Below are 17,411 nucleotides of genomic sequence, written 5' to 3'. Positions count from 1 at the left end.
GCGCCGGACTCACGACCGGCCCCGAGCTGCCAGCAGCTCACCCAGTGCGGGCCGCCCAGGGCCGAGGCCCCGGTCGACGTGCCATGCGGTCACGGCCGTCACGGTCCCGTCCGGGGCGCGGCGCAGCACCGCGATTTCGCTCAGGTGCCGTCGCCCATCACGGGCACGCGCGGTGTGCAGCACCACCTGGCACGCGGCTGACAGTTGCGAATGCAGCGCCGCCCGGTCCAACCCGCCGACCGCCGCCAACGCTTCCATGCGGGCAGGCACCTCGGCGGGGCTGTTCGCGTGGACCGTCCCGGCACCGCCCTCGTGGCCCGTGTTGAGTGCGGCGAGCAGATCCACGACCTCCGCACCGCGCACTTCGCCGACGACGATGCGATCGGGGCGCATCCGCAGGGCCTGCCGAACCAGGTCGCGCACCGTCACCGCGCCGACGCCTTCGACGTTGGCGCCGCGAGCTACCAAGCGAACCAGGTGCGGATGGCGCGGAGCCAGCTCGGCGGCATCCTCGACGCAGACGATCCGCTCGGCGGGATCGACGGCCCCCAGGAGCGCCGACAGCATGGTGGTCTTTCCGGCTCCGGTTCCGCCAGAGACCAGGAAGGCCAGCCGCGCCGCGACGATGTCGGTGATCAACGAGGCTGCGGGCGGCGCGATGGCCCCGGACCCGACGAGGCCGGTCAGGTCTTGGGTCGCGGGTCGCAGCACCCGCAGCGACAGGCAGGTGCCTGCCGCGGCGATCGGGGGCAGCACGGCGTGCAACCGCACATTCAGGCCGCCGCCGATCCCACCGAGGTGGCCGTCGACCCAGGGTTGCGAGTCGTCCAGCCGGCGGCCGGCAGCCAGCGCCAGCCGTTGCGCCAGGCGCTGCACGGCGGTCTCGTCCGGGAAACGGATCGTGCTGCGGCGCAACCCGTTTCCATCGTCTACCCACACTTGGTCGGGCGCGCTGACCAGCACGTCGGTGGTACCTGGTGCCCGCAGTAGCGGTTCCAGAATCCCGGCACCGGTCAGTTCGGTCTGCAGCAGCCGCATACCGGCGAGCACGTCGCTGTCGGCGAGCACACCGCCGGACTCGGCGCGGATGGCGGCAGCCACCGCGTTCGGATGCAGCGCACCGCTGGTCTGCGCGGCCAGTCGTTCCCGGACGCGGTCCACCAATGACGACGTCATGCCGCCTCCCCCGGCTGCTGGTGCAGCACCGCGAGTACGCGGCGGGCGGCCACGGCCAGCGGTGATCGACGCCGCTGACTACGACCGAGGCCGCCCCGCTCCAGCGCACCGTCGAGGTTGCTCTCCGCACGCATGGCCGCCAGCAGCGGCAGCCCCAGGATCGTCGCCATCTCGGCGGCGCGGAGGCCACCGGGCGCGGGGCCCCGGACCACCAGGCCGACATTCGGGTTGACCGCCGTCACCCAGTCGGCCACCACCCGGGTCGCCGCGCAGGACCGCAGCTCCGCCGGTGCCACCACGACCACGAGATCGGCTGCCGCCAGTACCGTCTCGGCCGCGGCCGACGACTGCCGCGGCACGTCGCAGATCACGGTGGCGCCGGCGCGGCTCCCGGCCTCGACCACCGCGGCGAGCGCCGTCGGCCTCAGCTCGACGCCGGTGCGTCCGGCCGACAGGACCACCACCCCGCGCCGGCGCGGCAGCGCATCACGCAAGGCCGGAAAGCTCAGCCGTCCGCCCGCTGCCACCAGGTCCGGCCAGCGCAGACCGATATCGCACTCGGCGCCGAGGGCCAGGTCGATGCCGCCGCCCCAGACGTCGACATCAACGAGCAGACACTCGCGGTCCGGTTCGGCCGCGGCCTGCGCCAACGCGATCGCAAACACCGATGCCCCGCCGCCCCCGCGGCCACCGATCACCGCGACGACGGCGCCGCGGCGCCCATCGGATTCGCCGGCCGCGGCGTCGGACAGGACACCGACCAGTCCGGACTCCTGGCCGGGCAAGGTGATGACCGCCTGCGCACCGATCAGCATGGCGGCCTCGAACTCGCGGGGCCCCGGCGTGTCGGCGGCGATCAAGAGCACCGCGGGCCGCCGTGGCATCCCCAGCTCGCGACAGCGCTGCGCTGCCTCCACATCGAGCAGCACCGCCGCGGCGCCGACCCATGTTTTCCGGCCGGAAGGCTCTGCCGCGTACACCACCCGGATCCCCGCCGCCGCGGCGATCCGCTCGATCTCAGCGCGCAGTCCGGCGTCGGAGATCAGCGCCAACGCCCCGGTGGTTGCCATGGGTCCACCGTGCTGCGCAGCAGGCCACAGCACCAGAGCGCGCATGCAAAATGTGGATGGATCGCAAACTGTGGACAACTTTATTGACGGACTCGTGAGAATGTCGTTCCGCAACTTTTCGCGGACTACCCGCAACGTTCGACGAACCGGGATTGCGGTGGTCGCGCCACACGCGGAAAAGAAGAGTCTGGCGCCGATACAAAGGCGCCGAAGAGGCCCCGCCTCGGGAAAATTCACCACCCCTGAAAAAGGGACGACCCCCGCCAGGGGGGGGAGGAGGCGGAGGTCGTCGTGGATCAGCCCCGGGGGGTCGGGCTGATGCACACCCGGCGCTAGCCGGGTAAACCCCACTATACACACGTCAACAGGGCTCTGCGCAACTGTTGATTGTCTGTGAAAGGGGCGTGTCAGCACGTCAATCGCCGCGACAGTCACGCCACCGGCGACCGACACGGCGACACCGTCGCCAACCCGGTACTGACGTTCCGGGGCATATGCTGGGAGCCGTGACCGCATCCGATCCGGCCGCCCAGGCCGCGGCCGCGCCGCGCCAGGAAGCTGAGTCGAGCGGTCCGGTGCGCACCGCTGCCTTCTTCGATCTCGACAAAACGGTGATTGCCAAGTCCAGCACTCTCGCTTTTAGCAAACCTTTTTTCAACCAAGGTCTGCTGAATCGGCAAGCCGTGCTCAAGTCCACCTACGCCCAGTTTCTGTTCCTGATGTCAGGTGCCGACCACGATCAGATGGACCGCATGCGGTCCTACCTGACCAACATGTGCACCGGCTGGGACGTGGAACAGGTCAAGTCGATCGTCTCCGAGACGCTGCACGACATCGTCGACCCACTGGTCTTCGCCGAGGCGGCCAACCTGATCGCCGACCACAAGCTGTGCGGTCGCGACGTCGTCGTGGTCTCGGCGTCCGGCGAGGAGATCGTCGCACCCATCGCCCGCGAACTCGGGGCCGACCACTCGATGGCCACGCGCATGGTGGTCGAGGACGGCAAGTACACCGGCGGCGTCGACTTCTACTGCTTCGCCGAAGGCAAGGTCCAGGCAATCGAGGAGCTGGCCGCCCGCGAAGGCTATGTGCTCGAGCACTGCTACGCGTATTCGGACTCGATCACCGATCTGCCGATGCTCACGGCGGTCGGTCACCCGGCGGTGGTCAATCCCGATCGCGCCCTGCGCAAGGAGGCCGTCGCTCGCGGCTGGCCGGTGCTGACCTTCACACGTCCGGTCTCGCTGCGGGACCGGCTGCCTGCTCCGTCCGGCGCCGCGGTCGCCACCACGCTGGCCGTCGGCGCCAGTGCCCTCGCCGCCGGCGCGGTGACGTACTCGCTGCTCCGCCGCCTGAACTTCTGAAAGCTACTGGCGAGTTGCTGAGTCCCTCGGAGTAACAATCACAAATCGCCGGTGATTGACCCTTGATGTGACTGCGGTCACGTAGTACAAAGGAAGCACGGAAGCCCCCAAGGCCAAGACCGAACCGGAAGAGAAGGTTCGACCTCCCGAAGCGGGCATCCCAGCACGGAATGCCGGCACCCACGCGGAGCACATACCGCGACAATGGTAAAAGCGTTGTGGGCCTGCGTAATTGCGAAGAGCGAACGGCTAAGAGAATTCCTTGGGTGGAGTTGTAGCCGCAGCGCATTGCAGGGACGCCGAGGCCACCCACACAACCCGACAAGCACGCTTGGTAACCGGGGTTCCGTGCTAGCGGGCGGCGAGCCGAGTCAGATGCACTCTGACGACGGAGCGCCGCCCGCTTTTATGTCTGCATGTTTGCTGGAGGGGCGGTCGCGCCGGGCCGCTACTTGGCGGAAGCCTGTGCGATCGACAGCGCTTCGCGAGCCCCGGAATGCAGACCGCGACTGCTGAAGATCAACCACGCGGTCAGCCCGTCAGCCGTCCCCGACGCGAAGCCCCGTGCCACGGCACGATATTGGCCGACCTCGCGCATCCAGTACATCTCGGGCACGCCGAGGCCGTGCGGATCCAGTCCACTGGACATGGTGATCAGCCGGGACACCGCGCGCGCCACCACACCGTCGGCCACCCCGAACGGAGCCAGGCTCAGGAGTTCGCCATGAGCGACGGCCGCGAGCACCGTCGCCGGCACCCGGCTCCCGCCACCCACGAGCTCGCCGAGCAGCTCCAGCCGCCGGCCCACGTCGGGGTCATCGGTACGGGGCCGGCCGAGCTGGTCCGCGTCGGTCAGATCCGCGGCCGCCAGCGAGTGCAACCGGGCCATCGCCTGCAGCGGCGCCCGCTGCCACACCCCGACCAGCGCTGTCGCGCCACCTTCGAGTGCCTCGGCCACCCGCAGCGCCCCGGCCAGCACCGCGTCGGCACGCTCGCCTTTCGCCGGGGCCTCGCCGTCTTTACTGAAACTCAGCGAGCCACCGTCGAGCACCGACGACGCCCGCGCAGCCCGCATCGAGGCCTCGGCCGCGGTGGCCGGCCAACCACGCAGGTTCACCTTGTGTCGATGGGCCCTGCCGAGCGCTTCACGCGCCTCGTCTCCGGCCTCGGCCACGCCGGGCAGTTCTGCCAAAGGAGCCAGCGGGTCAGGTGCAGCCACGACCGCACAGGGTAGTGCCACCAGGTGTCCACCACCAACGTCGTTGCAACCTGCCAGTGACTACGCTCACAGCCATGACACAAGACACCGCTGTGCCACAGGCTTACCCGCCGCCTGCCGAGTTCGCCGCGCAGGCCAATGCCACTGCCGCGCTGTACCAAGAGGCCGACGCCGACCGCCTGGATTTCTGGCGCCGCCAGGGTGAGCGGTTGTCCTGGGCGACCCCGTTCACCGAGGTCCTGGACTGGTCAGGCGCACCGTTCGCCACGTGGTTCGGCGACGGCAAGCTCAACGTCGCCTACAACTGCGTGGACCGCCACGTCGAGGCCGGCAACGGCGACCGTGTCGCGATCCACTGGGAAGGCGAGCCGGTCGGTGACGCCCGCGACCTCACCTACGCCCAACTCAAGGACGAGGTCAGCAAGGCCGCCAACGCCCTGACCGCCCTGGGCCTGAGCGCCGGTGATCGCGTCGCCATCTACATGCCGATGGTGCCCGAAGCCATCGTCGCGATGCTGGCCTGCGCCCGGCTCGGTGTCATGCACTCGGTGGTGTTCGCCGGGTTCTCGGCCACCGCGCTCGCCGCGCGCGTCGAAGACGCCCAAGCCAAGCTCGTCATCACCACCGACGGCCAGTACCGGCGCGGCCAAGCCGCCTCGCTCAAGTCCGCCGTCGACGAGGCCGTCGCGGGCCAGCCGTCGGTGCAGCACGTCCTGGTGGTCAAGCGCACCGGCATCGACGTCGACTGGACCGAAGGCCGCGACGTCTGGTGGCACGAGACCGTCGACGCGCAGTCAACCGAGCACACCCCCGAAGCGTTCGACGCAGAGCAACCGCTGTTCCTGCTGTACACCTCCGGCACCACCGGCAAGCCCAAGGGCATCGTGCACACCAGCGGCGGCTTCCTGACCCAGGCGTCCTACAGCCACCACAACGTCTTCGACATCAAGGCCGACGACGTGTACTGGTGCACCGCCGACATCGGCTGGGTCACCGGGCACACCTACATCGTCTACGGCCCGCTCTCCAACGGCGTGACGCAGGTGGTCTATGAAGGCACCCCCACCTCGCCGAACGAGCACCGGCACTTCGAGATCATCGAAAAGTACGGCGTCACCATCTATTACACCGCGCCGACGCTGATCCGCACCTTCATGAAGCTGGGCCACCAGATCCCCGAGGCGCACAACCTGTCGAGCCTGCGGGTGCTGGGCTCGGTCGGCGAACCCATCAACCCCGAGGCCTGGCGCTGGTACCGCGAACACATCGGTGCCGGCCAGACCCCGATCGTGGACACCTGGTGGCAGACCGAGACCGGCGCCATCATGATCTCCCCGCTGCCCGGCGTCACCGCCGCCAAGCCCGGCTCGGCCATGACCCCGCTGCCCGGCATCAGCGCCAAGATCGTCGACGACGACGGCAACGAACTGGTCCCCGGCGCCGACGAGGACGAGCACGTCACCGGCTACCTGGTGCTCGACAAGCCGTGGCCATCGATGCTGCGCGGCATCTGGGGCGACGACGAACGCTTCAAGGACACCTACTGGTCCCGCTTCGCCGAGCAGGGCTGGTACTTCGCCGGTGACGGTGCCCGCTACGACGCCGACGGCAACATCTGGGTCCTGGGCCGCATCGACGACGTCATGAACATCTCCGGCCACCGCATCTCCACCGCCGAGGTCGAATCCGCCCTCGTCGGGCACTCCGGCGTGGCCGAGGCCGCCGTCGTCGGCGCCACCGACGCCACCACCGGCCAAGCCATCTGCGCGTTCGTCATCCTCAAGGAATCGGCGCACGGCGGCAGCGACAACATCGTCGAGGAACTGCGGGCCCAGGTCTCCACCGAGATCTCCCCCATCGCCAAGCCGCGGGAAATCCACATCGTTCCCGAGCTGCCCAAGACCCGCAGCGGCAAGATCATGCGCCGCCTGCTGCGCGACGTCGCCGAAGGCCGCGACCTCGGTGACACCTCCACCCTGGTCGACCCCAGCGTCTTCGAGGCCATCCGCGCCAGCAAGTAGGTCCACGTGAAACGGCCCCTTCTCTGACGAGAAGGGGCCGTTTCACATTGCTGGGCTAGATGGGCTGGTAACCCGCACCCGGCCGGCTCTTGGCGTCGAGATCGGCGATCACCGCGTTGATCGACACCGTCACGGCCGGGGTGTGCAGCGGCACGTACTTGACGACGCACGTCGGCAGGTCGTCGCTGAAGGCCCCGTGGATCATGCCGACCAGCTTGTTGTTCACGGTGACCGGCGCACCCGAGTCGCCCGGCTGGCCGCACACCTGGTCCACGATGGTGCCCGGGTCCTGGCCCGGGCCCCAGGTGACACCGCAGGTGTAGCCGGTGGTGCGGCCGAGCTTGCACGCCACCTCACCGAAGGCCGGGTCGGGGCCGATGCCGTCGATCTGGAATCCGTTGACGTTGCCCAGGGGCTGCACCTTGGCCGGATCGAATTCGATGACGGCGTAGTCCAGGGGCTGGCTGCCGGCCACCATGACGCCCAGCGTGCCGCGGTTCTCCGCGCCCTCGGCCGACACCAGGTGGCCGGGACCACCGCAGTGCGCGGACGTGAAGCCGACCAGCTTGCCGCGGTTGTCGTGCCCGATCGTGGTCAGGGTGCAGAAGGTGTCGCCGTCCACGACGATGCCCGAGCCACCGCCCAACGGGACCGGTGCGTCCGCGTGGGCAGGCACCCCGACCGACGTACCGAACAGGGCAATGGCCATCCCAAACATCGAAGCAAGCACGGGTGCCGAACGCATCGGGGCAGTGTATCGCTGGCCCGGATCGTTAACCGGCGCCCTACGTGGCAACATATGCCAGGACTACACCGACGCCGGGAGGACGTGTTCGTGAGCAATGGCGATCGCAAGAATGGCGCAGTTCCAGCCACGGTGACCTCGATCCCGCTGGTGGATCCGCATGCGCCCAAGGCTGATCCGTCGATCGGCGATCTGGTCAAGGAAGCCACCGCGCAGATGTCGACGCTGGTGCGGGCCGAGGTCGAACTGGCGCGCGCCGAGATCACCGCCGATGTGAAGAAGGGCCTGACCGGCAGCGTCCTGTTCATCGCCGCACTCGTGGTGCTGTTCTACTCGACGTTCTTTTTCTTCTTCTTCCTCGGTTCGCTGCTGGAGCTGTGGCTGCCGAGCTGGGCGTCGTACCTGATCGTCTTCGCGCTCATGGTGCTGACGACCGGTGCGCTGGCGTTCGTCGGGTTCCTGAAGGTCCGCAAGATCCGCGGCCCACGGGACACCATCGCGACGGTCAAGGAGGCCAAGGTGGCGCTGACGCCTGGCCACGACAAGCCCTCGAGTCAGATCACCGCCCGCTCGGCCTCTAGCGACACCTCAGGCTGGTAGTGCCGCCACCTGATCCGTCGGTCGTCCGGATCGACGGTCCGTGGCGACACCTTCAGGTGCACGCGAACGGGATTCGCTTCCACGTCGTGGAGGCAGATCCGGGCTCAAGCCAGACCGGTTCGTCCAGCGAGCGCCCGCTGGTGATCCTGCTGCACGGATTCGCCTCGTTCTGGTACTCGTGGCGGCATCAGCTGCGCGACCTGCGCGGCGCCCGCGTGGTCGCGGTGGACCTGCGCGGCTACGGCGGCAGCGACAAACCGCCGACCGGCTACGACGGCTGGACGCTGGCCGGGGACACCGCCGGCCTGGTGCGCGCTCTGGGACACAGTTCCGCCGTGTTGGTGGGGCACGCCGACGGCGGCCTGGTCTGCTGGGCCACCGCGATGCTGCATCCGCGATCAGTGCGGGGTATCGCGCTGGTCAGTTCACCGCATCCGGTGGCGCTGCGGTCATCGACGCTGACCGATCGAGAACAGCGCGCGGCCCTGTTGCCCGCGATGCTGCGCAACCAGGTGCCATGGTGGCCCGAACATGTCCTCACCCGCCGGGGCGGCGCCGCCGTCGAGCAGCTGGTCCGCAGCCGCGCCGGCGCTGCCTGGCCGGCGTCGGAGGATTTCGCCCAGACCGCCGCGCACCTGCGCACCGCGATTCAGATCCCCTCGGCGGCGCACTCCGCGCTGGAGTACCAGCGCTGGGCGGCGCGCAGTCAGGTGCGCGGCGAGGGCCGGCGCTTCATGCGGGCGATGAAACAGCGCACCCCGGTACCGATCCTGCACCTGCACGGCACCGCAGATCCCTACGTGCTCGATGATCCGGTCCGCCGGACCCAGCGCTACGCCCCGCAGACCCGCTTCGTATCCGTCACCGGTGCAGGCCATTTCGCGCACGAAGAGCAGCCGTCGACCGTCACCTCGGAGCTGTCGACGTTCCTGCACCAGCTACCCGGCTGAGATGCACTTTCCGGTCGGCACCGCTTCGGAGTTGTCGACCTTGGCCATCTGCTTGGCCACCTCGTCGGCGGTGAGGACGAAGCCGGTATCCGCGTCGTCGACTGCGGCGCCGAACACGACACCGAGCACCTTGCCACTGCCGTCGATCAGCGGGCCACCCGAGTTGCCTTGGCGGACATTACCTCTGATGGTGTAGACCTCACGCGTGACGGTCGTGGAGTGGTAGATGTCCGGCCCGTTGAGTTTGATAACCTCGCGGATGCGGGCCGGGGTCGCGGCGAACTCGCCGCCGCCCGGGTAGCCCATCACCACCGCGCCGGTCCCGGTCGCGGCCTCCTGCATGTCGAACTTCAGCGGCGGTGCGGGCAGGTCGGGTGCGTCGAGAATCGAGATGTCGGCCTCGGGGTCGTAGGAGACGACCTTGGCGTCGTAGCTCTTGTCGTCGACCTGGACGGTGACGCTGTTGGAGCCGGCCACCACGTGGGCGTTGGACATCACCCGGCCGGGCGCGACGACGAAGCCGGTGCCCTCGAGCACTTTCTGGCAGCTCTGCGCGACACCGCGGATCTTCACGACGCTGCCCTTGGCCTCGGCCACCGCCGGATCGCCCACGAGCGCGGGATCAGGAGCCGAGACGCTGACGATCGGGGTGCGACCGAACGGTTGCAGCACCGACGGCAGGCCCGAGGTGTTCAGCAGCGCCGAGAGCCGTGTGGGCACGCGCTTCAGCCACGCCGGCGCGAGGTCGTTGACCTCCGAGAGCACCCGCGAGCCGTTCACCGCCGCAGCCAGATTCGGCTGGTCGGACGACGTCAGCGGCGTGGCCAGCAGCCAGGCGGCGACCAGCACCGCGACCAGTTGCAGGGCCATGCCCACGACCGAGTCGAGACCGCGCACCACCTCGTTGCGCATGGCGCCACGGACCGCGCGGCCCAGCACCACACCGGCGATCTCGCCGACCACGACCAGACCCAGGATCAGGAACAGCGCGATGAAGAGCTTGCTGCGGGCGCCGTCCACGTGCGCCACCACATGGGGCGCGAGCAGCACGCCGGCCACCGCGCCGAGCACCACACCGAGAAACGACAGCAGCGAGCCCAGCGCCCCGGACCGCCAGCCCGAGACGGCGGCGACGAAGGCGACGGACAGAACGGCCAGATCCAGCCATTGTGAAGATGTCATGGTTGATCCACACGGTAGCCGTTGGAGTCCCCCAGCAGCGCCATTGCCGCCTCGAGTTCGTAGTCCCGCTCGGCGTTCCAAGGCTGTGCCCAGCCCGCCACGTCCAGGATCGCCGAGATCACCTGAGCGGTGAAGCCCCACACCAGCATCTGGTTGAGCAGAAATGCCGGTCCGGCGAACCGCCGGGTGTTCTCCTTGCGGTACACCATCAACCGGTTCTCCGGATTGACGAAGGCGCGCACCGGAACCCGCGCCACGATCGCGGTCTCCGCCGGGTCGACGGCGAGGACCGGACCGGGATCGGGCGAGTACGCGAGCACCGGGACAACGTGAAAACCCGAGGGCGGGATGAACATTCGGTCCAGTGTCGCCAGCACCTGCAACCGGGACGTGTCGATACCGGTTTCCTCGGTCGCCTCGCGCAATGCGGTTCCGACGGGACCGTCGTCACCCGGGTCGGACGCACCGCCCGGGAACGCGGCCTGCCCGGCATGATGCCGCAGCGTCGAGGCGCGCACGGTGACCAGCAGGTCGGCATCGGGCGGCAGCGCACCGGCCGGGGCGTCCGGCGCCCCGGAGAACAGCACCAGGACGGCGGCGTCGCGCTTGTTGCCGGTCAGTGTCGCGGTGGCACCCGCTGCGGTGATCGCCGCGAGCACGGTCGCCGGCACCCGGCGGCGGTAGGCCTGCGGCAGGTCCGGTGCGTTGTCGACGAGTGGCCGCAGCCAGGCCGGGGCGGCCTGCGGGTTCGGCACGTTCACCCCGAAACTCCTAACTGTGGGTTCACTGCACTGGCGATCTCGTCGGCACTGGTGAACGGCCGGGGCAGGACCTGCGCCACGCTACCGTCCGGACGCAGCAGCACGGTCGCAGGCATGACGTTGGGCACGCGCAGTGCGGCCGCGATCAGCCGCCGGCCGTCCTGCAGCATCGGCAGCTTGACGCCGAGGTCAGCCAGCCGCAACAGGCCGGCGGTCTCGTTCTCGTCCTGATGAACCGTCAGCACCGTCACCTTGGCGCCCATGCGGCGCTGATACTCGGCCAGCGCGGGCAGTTCGTCGGCGCAGGGGCCGCACCAGTACGCCCACAGGTTCAGCACCACCGCGCGGCCGGCGACGGCCTTCGCGACGTCGACCGGCACACCGTCACCCGCGCAGTCGACGGTGATGCCCTGCAGGGCCTGCGGTCCCGGCCCCGTCTGCGGCGCGGGACACGGCGGCAGCGCCGCCGTGGCGCGCGGTCCGGCCAGTGCCGCCGGGGTGTCGGCGTCGCGATGGGCGCGGGTCCCGTTCAGCTGGCCGGTCTGCCGGCCCGACGGCCCGGATGCGGTCCGGTCGTCGCCGAGTTGACGCCACAGCGCCACACCGAGAACGACGAACACCGCCAGCACGACGACGGTCCAGCGGGCGGACCGACTCACTCGGTGATCCCGGCCAGCGCCAGCAGATGCTCCGTCTCGGGTCCCTTCACCAGGTCCGCGGCGGCCGCGAGGTCCGTCGGCCCGATGCCGTAGGACGGGCAGTCGCGGGCCAGCACGCACACGCCGCACGCCGGCGTGCGGGCGTGGCAGACCCGGCGCCCGTGGAAGATCACGCGGTGCGACAGCAGGGTCCACTCCTTGCGCGGGATCAATTCGCCGACCGCGAATTCCACCTTGACCGGGTCCTCTTCGGCGGTCCAGCGCCAGCGCCGCACCAGCCGGCCGAAGTGGGTGTCGACGGTGATGCCCGGGATGTCGAAGGCGTTGCCCAGGATGACGTTGGCGGTCTTGCGGCCCACCCCGGGCAGCGTGACGAGTTCGTCGAGGGTGTCCGGCACCTCGCCGTCGAAGCGGGCCACCAATTCCAGACCCAGCCCGATGATCGAGTTGGCCTTGTTGCGGTAGAAACCGGTGGGCCGGATCAGCTCCTCGAGTTCGGTCCGGTGGGCCTGCGCATAGTCCAGCGCGGTCGGGTATTTGGCGAACAGCGCCGGCGTCGTGAGGTTCACCCTCTTATCCGTGCACTGCGCCGACAGGATGGTGGCCACCGCGAGCTCCAGCGGATTGGTGAAATCCAGCTCGCAGTAGACGTGCGGGAACGCTTGCGCGAGTTCACGATTCATTCTCCGAGCGCGACGCACCAGACCCAGGTGGGTTTCGCGGTCGTATTTTGCGGTGGATCGTCGCGCAGGCACGCCGGTAAGCGTACTGAGAGAAGTCGGTAAGGATACTTTGACCGGCGTCGTTTCGTGATCACCCTGAGACATTCGGCGTGTTTACTTCTGCGTGTGTCCTGGTTGCTGGTTGTGTGCATTCCCGGGTTGCTGATGTTGGCAACCTTCGGGTTGAGCCGCCTCGAAGCCATGCTCGATACGTCCAAGGAGACGTACACCGCAGCCGACGTCAAAGCGTTCGTCGACAAGGTCAAAACCGCGTGGTCACAGCAGGCCGCAGCCGCGGACACATTGCCGCACCGATCGGCACCCCGTTTCGAGGAACCTCGCGCGCTGGCGGCCCCGTCGCCGACGCGGGACAACCCGCTCGGAGCCTTCGGTGAACCCGAACTACCCAGCCGCACCTATGCCCACTATGCGAGCAATCCGCAATTTCGCGAGACTCGCCAGGCGAATCGTGTGTAGCGTGGCTGGTTGCGAAACGGCTTACCACTAGACTGACTTTGTTAACCAGTTCACTGGCTAGCTTGCGCGCGTTTTTTATCACTCACCAGCCTTAGGGAGCAACGTGGACGAGATCCTGGCGAGGGCCGGAATCTTCCAGGGTGTCGAGCCCACCGCGGTATCCGCACTGACCAAACAGCTGCAACCGGTCGACTTCCCCCGCGGACACACCGTGTTCGCCGAGGGCGAGCCGGGCGACCGCCTCTACATCATCATCTCCGGCAAGGTGAAGATCGGCCGCCGGTCACCGGACGGCCGCGAGAACCTGCTGACCATCATGGGTCCGTCGGACATGTTCGGTGAGCTGTCGATCTTCGATCCGGGTCCCCGGACGTCGAGCGCCATCACCATCACCGAGGTGCGCGCGGTCTCGATGGACCGCGAGGCGCTGCGGGCGTGGATCGCGGACCGCCCGGAGATCGCCGAGCAGCTGCTGCGCGTGCTCGCCCGCCGGCTGCGCCGTACCAACAACAACCTGGCCGACCTGATCTTCACCGACGTGCCCGGTCGCGTGGCCAAGCAGCTGCTGCAGCTGGCCCAGCGGTTCGGCACGCAGGAGGGCGGCGCGCTGCGCGTCACCCACGACCTGACCCAGGAAGAGATCGCCCAGCTCGTCGGCGCCTCCCGCGAAACCGTGAACAAGGCGCTCGCCGACTTCGCGCACCGCGGCTGGATCCGGCTCGAGGGCAAGAGCGTGCTGATCTCCGACTCGGAGCGTCTGGCGCGCCGCGCCCGCTAGTTTTCCCGCCGAAACGGCATTCCAGCAGGGCAGTTCTCGAACTTCTCCTGCTGGAATGCCGTTTCGGCGTTTTGGGCTAAGCAGTCCGCAGGTAATCCAGCTGGGCCTGCACCGATTTCTCGGCGGCGTCCCACAGCTTCTGGTCGACGTCTGTGTAGACGTGTTCGACGACCTGCCGCGCCGACGCCTCGTCACCGAGCACCCGCAAGGCGCCGCGCACTTGATCCAGTCGTTCCTCGCGGTGTGCGAGGTACATGGCCGTCACCTCGGCGAGGTCGGCGAGGTCCGGACCGTGGCCGGGCAGGACGGTCCGCCCGCCCAGCCCCTGCAGTCGCCGCAGCGATTCCAGGTAGTCGCGCAGGCTGCCGTCCTCGTTGTCGATGACGGTTGTGCCGCGGCCCAGGACGGTGTCAGCGGTCAGCACGGCATCGTCGACGACGAACGACAGCGAATCCGCGGTGTGCCCGGGCGTCGCCATGACCTTGATCTTCAGCCCCGCCGCGTCGATCACCTCGCCGTCGGTGAGCGGTCCGCCCAGGCCCCGCAGAAACCCGCTGCCCACCGACCGCACCACTGCCCCGGTCAGGCCGACCAGCTTGTCGATGCCGCCGGTGTGGTCCTCGTGCTTGTGACTGATCAGCACCAGCGGAATCTTGCCCAGCGCCGCGATCCGCTCCAGGTGCGCATCGTCGTCGGGCCCCGGGTCGACGACTACCATCTCGTCGCTACCCGGCCCGCGCAGCACCCAGGTGTTGGTGCCGTCGAGCGTCATGATCCCCGGGTTGTCGCACAGCAGCACCGAGGCCGACTCCGTTACCGGCCGCAGCACGCCATACGCGGGATGGGTCATGCGACCTCGACGATGAGCTCCACCTCAACGGGAGCATTCAACGGCAACTCGGAGACGCCGACCGCCGACCGGGCGTGCGCGCCGGCCGGGCCGAACACCTCGCCCAGCAATTCGGATGCCCCGTTGATCACCGCGGGCTGGCCGTTGAAGCCAGACGCCGAGGCGACGAATCCGACAACCTTGACGATCCGCACCACCGAGTCGATGCCGACCAGCGCGTGCACGGCGGCCAGCGCGTTGAGGCCGCAGATCCGGGCCAGCGCCTTGCCGTCGTCCGCGGTGACCTCAGCGCCGACCTTGCCCTCGGCGGGCAGCTTGCCGCCCTGCATGGGCAGCTGGCCGGAGGTGTAGACGAGGTTCCCGGTCCGGACGGCGGGAACGTAAGCGGCAAGTGGCGCAACAACTTCCGGCAGCTCGATGCCGAGTTCGGCCAATCGGTCCGAGACGCTCACTTGGGCCGCTTCAGGTACGCGACGTGCTGCTCACCGCTCGGGTTGGCCAGTACCGAAACCAGCTCCCACCCGTCCTGGCCCCACTGGTCGAGGATCTGCTTGGTGGCGTGGATCAGCAACGGGACGGTGGCGTACTCCCACCGGGTCGGTTCGCTCATGTCGCCGAGCTTATCGGCCGAGGGGTACCGCATGGTTAACATGCTGGGGTGACCTCCGAATCCACGGGCCAAACCCATACCGGTTGGCCCGCGCGCCTGGACCAAGCGCGCCTCCATTTCGTCACCGGCAAGGGCGGTACCGGCAAAACTACGGTCGCCGCGGCGCTGGCACTGGCGCTGGCCGCCCGCGGCCGCAGCGTTTTGCTGGTCGAGGTCGAGGGACGCCAGGGCATCGCCCAGCTCTTCGACGTGCCACCGCTGCCGTACGGGGAACAGAAGATCGCCACCGCCGAGGGCGGCGGGCTGGTCAACGCGCTGGCCATCGACACCGAGGCCGCGTTCCTGGAATACCTGGACATGTTCTACAACCTCGGCATCGCCGGCCGCGCCATGAAGCGCATCGGCGCCGTCGAGTTCGCCACCACGATCGCTCCCGGCCTGCGTGACGTCCTGCTCACCGGCAAGATCAAAGAGGTCGTGGTCCGCAACGGCAAGACCGCCAAGGAACTCAAGGGACAGCGCCCTTACGACGCCGTCGTGGTCGACGCCCCGCCGACGGGCCGCATCTCCCGCTTCCTCGACGTCACCAAGGCCGTCTCGGACCTGGCCAAGGGCGGCCCGGTCCATTCGCAGGCCGACGGCGTGGTGAAGCTGCTGCACTCGGAGCTCACCGCCATCCACCTCGTCACGCTGCTGGAGGCGCTGCCCGTGCAGGAGACCCTGGAGGCCATCGAGGAGCTCCGCGAGCTCGAGTTGCCGATCGGCAGCGTCATCGTCAACCGCAACATCCCGGCGTACCTGTCACCGGACGATCTGGCGAAGGCAGCCGAGGGCGTCGTCGACGCCGACGCGGTGCGCGCCGGACTGTCCGACGCCGGAATCACGTTGTCCGACAGCGACTTTGCCGGACTGCTCACCGAGACCATCCAGCACGCGACGCGCATGATGGCGCGCGCCGAGAGCGCCGATCAGCTCGACGCCCTCGAAGTGCCCCGCCTCGAACTGCCCGCCCTCCCCGACGGGGTCGATCTGGGCAGCCTGTACGAACTCGCCGAAGCGCTCGAGCAGCAAGGGGTTGGCACCAAATGAGCGGCAAGCCCTTGAAGCTGGACATGCACGCGATCCTGTCGGACACCGCGAACCGCGTCGTGGTGTGCTGCGGCGCCGGCGGCGTCGGCAAGACCACCACGGCCGCCGCGATGGCGCTGCGGGCCGCCGAGTACGGCCGCACCGTCGTGGTGCTGACCATCGACCCGGCCAAGCGCCTGGCGCAGGCCCTGGGCATCAAGGACCTGGGCAACACCCCGCAGCGGGTGCCGCTGGCTCCCGAGGTGCCGGGTGAGCTCTACGCGATGATGCTGGACATGCGCCGCACCTTCGACGAGATGGTGGTGCAGTACTCCGGCGAGGATCGCGCCGACTCGATTTTGGAGAACCAGTTCTACCAAACCGTCGCCACGTCGCTCTCGGGCACGCAGGAGTACATGGCGATGGAGAAGCTCGGCCAGCTGCTGGCCGAGGACAAGTGGGATCTGGTCGTCGTCGACACCCCGCCGTCGCGCAACGCGCTGGACTTCCTGGACGCGCCGAAGCGGCTGGGCAACTTCATGGACAGCCGCCTGTGGAAACTGCTGCTGGGACCGGGCCGCGGCATCGGCCGTCTCGTCACCGGGGCCATGGGCCTGGCGATGAAGGCGCTGTCCACCGTGCTGGGTTCGCAGATGCTCTCGGACGCGGCCAGTTTCGTCCAGTCCCTGGACGCCACGTTCGGCGGATTCCGCGAGAAGGCCGACCGCACCTACGAACTGCTCAAGCGCCCCGGCACGCGGTTCGTCGTGGTCTCGGCCGCCGAGCCCGACGCGCTGCGGGAGGCGTCGTTCTTCGTCGACCGGCTGTCTCAGGAGCAGATGCCGCTGGCCGGCCTGATCCTCAACCGCACCCACCCGATGCTGTGTGAACTGACCGCGGACGCAGCCGACGAGGCTGCAGCCAAGCTGGAGAAGTCCGGTACCGACGGCGACGGCCTGGCCGCGGCGACGCTGCGGATCCACGCGAACCGCACCATCATCTCCAAGCGTGAGGTTCGGCTGCTGTCACGGTTCACCGGGGCCAACCCGCACGTGGCGTTGGTGGGCGTGCCGTCACTGCCGTTCGAGGTGTCCGACCTGGAGGCGCTGCGGGCCATCGCCGATCAGATCACCGGCGACATCGTCAAAGCCTGAGCGCT

The 17,411-nt window shown here is 68.8% G+C and carries 19 protein-coding genes; 8 read left to right on the top strand and 11 right to left on the bottom strand.

Annotated elements, in window-relative coordinates; translation table 11 throughout:
• Positions 1-9 precede the first annotated feature (9 nt).
• Positions 10-1,176, bottom strand: a complete 1,167-nt coding sequence (locus ACNO8X_RS05795; RefSeq protein ID WP_418004532.1) for a TadA family conjugal transfer-associated ATPase — start codon at positions 1,174-1,176, stop codon at positions 10-12.
• Positions 1,173-2,246, bottom strand: a complete 1,074-nt coding sequence (gene ssd / locus ACNO8X_RS05790) for a septum site-determining protein Ssd (protein WP_418004531.1) — start codon at positions 2,244-2,246, stop codon at positions 1,173-1,175. The genes ACNO8X_RS05795 and ssd overlap by 4 nt, the downstream gene beginning before the upstream one ends.
• Before the next feature lie 506 nt (positions 2,247-2,752).
• Here ssd and ACNO8X_RS05785 point away from each other — a divergent pair.
• Positions 2,753-3,610 carry an HAD-IB family hydrolase gene (locus ACNO8X_RS05785; protein ID WP_234711387.1) on the top strand — a complete coding sequence of 286 codons (858 nt, stop codon included), beginning with the start codon at positions 2,753-2,755 and terminating at the stop codon, positions 3,608-3,610.
• A gap of 448 nt (positions 3,611-4,058) precedes the next feature.
• On the opposite strand, the gene ACNO8X_RS05780 is transcribed toward ACNO8X_RS05785, so the two are convergent.
• Positions 4,059-4,829 (bottom strand): oxidoreductase, encoded by a 771-nt coding sequence (locus ACNO8X_RS05780; protein WP_418004530.1) that lies wholly within the window; start codon positions 4,827-4,829, stop codon positions 4,059-4,061.
• Between the two features lie 74 nt (positions 4,830-4,903).
• On the opposite strand from ACNO8X_RS05780, the gene acs reads away from it, so the two are divergent.
• Positions 4,904-6,850: an acetate--CoA ligase gene (acs, locus tag ACNO8X_RS05775; protein WP_418004529.1), complete on the top strand. Its 1,947-nt coding sequence runs from the start codon at positions 4,904-4,906 to the stop codon at positions 6,848-6,850.
• A 55-nt stretch (positions 6,851-6,905) separates the two neighbouring features.
• Here acs and ACNO8X_RS05770 read toward each other — a convergent pair whose 3' ends face one another.
• A complete protein-coding gene (locus ACNO8X_RS05770) occupies positions 6,906-7,559 on the bottom strand; it encodes a S1 family peptidase (RefSeq protein WP_418005792.1) in 654 nt (217 codons plus the stop codon).
• A gap of 126 nt (positions 7,560-7,685) precedes the next feature.
• Here ACNO8X_RS05770 and ACNO8X_RS05765 point away from each other — a divergent pair, with 126 nt between their 5' ends.
• Entirely contained in the window at positions 7,686-8,195 is a 510-nt protein-coding gene (locus tag ACNO8X_RS05765; protein ID WP_043397457.1) for a phage holin family protein, read from the top strand.
• Positions 8,195-9,145, top strand: a complete 951-nt coding sequence (locus ACNO8X_RS05760) for an alpha/beta fold hydrolase (protein WP_418004528.1) — start codon at positions 8,195-8,197, stop codon at positions 9,143-9,145. Before ACNO8X_RS05765 ends, ACNO8X_RS05760 begins: the two co-directional genes overlap by 1 nt.
• Here the strand turns inward: ACNO8X_RS05760 and marP are convergent.
• The 4 genes from marP to nth are packed head-to-tail and all read right to left on the bottom strand — an operon-like array spanning position 9,134 to position 12,430.
• Complete coding sequence (gene marP, locus ACNO8X_RS05755) at positions 9,134-10,327, bottom strand: acid resistance serine protease MarP (protein WP_418004527.1); 1,194 nt, start codon at positions 10,325-10,327, stop codon at positions 9,134-9,136. The two genes, ACNO8X_RS05760 and marP, sit on opposite strands and share 12 nt — an antisense overlap.
• Positions 10,324-11,088: an NUDIX hydrolase gene (locus ACNO8X_RS05750; RefSeq protein ID WP_418004526.1), complete on the bottom strand. Its 765-nt coding sequence runs from the start codon at positions 11,086-11,088 to the stop codon at positions 10,324-10,326. Before ACNO8X_RS05750 ends, marP begins: the two co-directional genes overlap by 4 nt.
• Positions 11,085-11,747 (bottom strand): TlpA family protein disulfide reductase, encoded by a 663-nt coding sequence (locus ACNO8X_RS05745; protein ID WP_418004525.1) that lies wholly within the window; start codon positions 11,745-11,747, stop codon positions 11,085-11,087. The genes ACNO8X_RS05750 and ACNO8X_RS05745 overlap by 4 nt, the downstream gene beginning before the upstream one ends.
• Positions 11,744-12,430, bottom strand: a complete 687-nt coding sequence (gene nth / locus ACNO8X_RS05740) for an endonuclease III (protein ID WP_418005791.1) — start codon at positions 12,428-12,430, stop codon at positions 11,744-11,746. The genes ACNO8X_RS05745 and nth overlap by 4 nt, the downstream gene beginning before the upstream one ends.
• 165 nt (positions 12,431-12,595) lie before the next feature.
• Between nth and ACNO8X_RS05735 the strand changes: the two genes are divergently transcribed.
• Positions 12,596-12,946, top strand: coding sequence for a hypothetical protein (locus ACNO8X_RS05735; protein ID WP_043985070.1), 351 nt, complete (start codon positions 12,596-12,598; stop codon positions 12,944-12,946).
• A 103-nt stretch (positions 12,947-13,049) separates the two neighbouring features.
• The gene (gene crp, locus ACNO8X_RS05730; protein ID WP_020100982.1) at positions 13,050-13,724 is read left to right on the top strand and encodes a cAMP-activated global transcriptional regulator CRP; all 675 of its coding nucleotides are present in this window, start codon (positions 13,050-13,052) and stop codon (positions 13,722-13,724) included.
• Positions 13,725-13,800: 76 nt separating this feature from the next.
• On the opposite strand, the gene ACNO8X_RS05725 is transcribed toward crp, so the two are convergent.
• Genes ACNO8X_RS05725 through ACNO8X_RS05715 form a run of 3 tightly spaced genes read right to left on the bottom strand, consistent with a single transcriptional unit; the run spans position 13,801 to position 15,184 of the window.
• Positions 13,801-14,574 (bottom strand): MBL fold metallo-hydrolase, encoded by a 774-nt coding sequence (locus tag ACNO8X_RS05725; protein ID WP_418004524.1) that lies wholly within the window; start codon positions 14,572-14,574, stop codon positions 13,801-13,803.
• On the bottom strand, positions 14,571-15,026 hold the full coding sequence (locus ACNO8X_RS05720) for a RidA family protein (protein ID WP_418004523.1): 456 nt from the start codon (positions 15,024-15,026) through the stop codon (positions 14,571-14,573). Before ACNO8X_RS05720 ends, ACNO8X_RS05725 begins: the two co-directional genes overlap by 4 nt.
• On the bottom strand, positions 15,023-15,184 hold the full coding sequence (locus tag ACNO8X_RS05715) for a DUF4177 domain-containing protein (RefSeq protein WP_090562576.1): 162 nt from the start codon (positions 15,182-15,184) through the stop codon (positions 15,023-15,025). Before ACNO8X_RS05715 ends, ACNO8X_RS05720 begins: the two co-directional genes overlap by 4 nt.
• A gap of 48 nt (positions 15,185-15,232) precedes the next feature.
• On the opposite strand from ACNO8X_RS05715, the gene ACNO8X_RS05710 reads away from it, so the two are divergent.
• Both ACNO8X_RS05710 and ACNO8X_RS05705 read left to right on the top strand, forming a co-directional pair.
• A complete protein-coding gene (locus ACNO8X_RS05710) occupies positions 15,233-16,273 on the top strand; it encodes an ArsA-related P-loop ATPase (protein WP_043397254.1) in 1,041 nt (346 codons plus the stop codon).
• The gene (locus ACNO8X_RS05705) at positions 16,270-17,406 is read left to right on the top strand and encodes an ArsA family ATPase (protein ID WP_260935858.1); all 1,137 of its coding nucleotides are present in this window, start codon (positions 16,270-16,272) and stop codon (positions 17,404-17,406) included. Before ACNO8X_RS05710 ends, ACNO8X_RS05705 begins: the two co-directional genes overlap by 4 nt.
• Positions 17,407-17,411 lie beyond the last annotated feature (5 nt).

It is taken from the genome of Mycobacterium sp. PDNC021, assembly GCF_048282635.1.
In the GTDB taxonomy this organism is placed as follows: domain Bacteria; phylum Actinomycetota; class Actinomycetes; order Mycobacteriales; family Mycobacteriaceae; genus Mycobacterium; species Mycobacterium llatzerense.
Note: the sequence above shows the minus strand (reverse complement) of the source record. Positions and strands in the feature narration are given on the sequence as shown.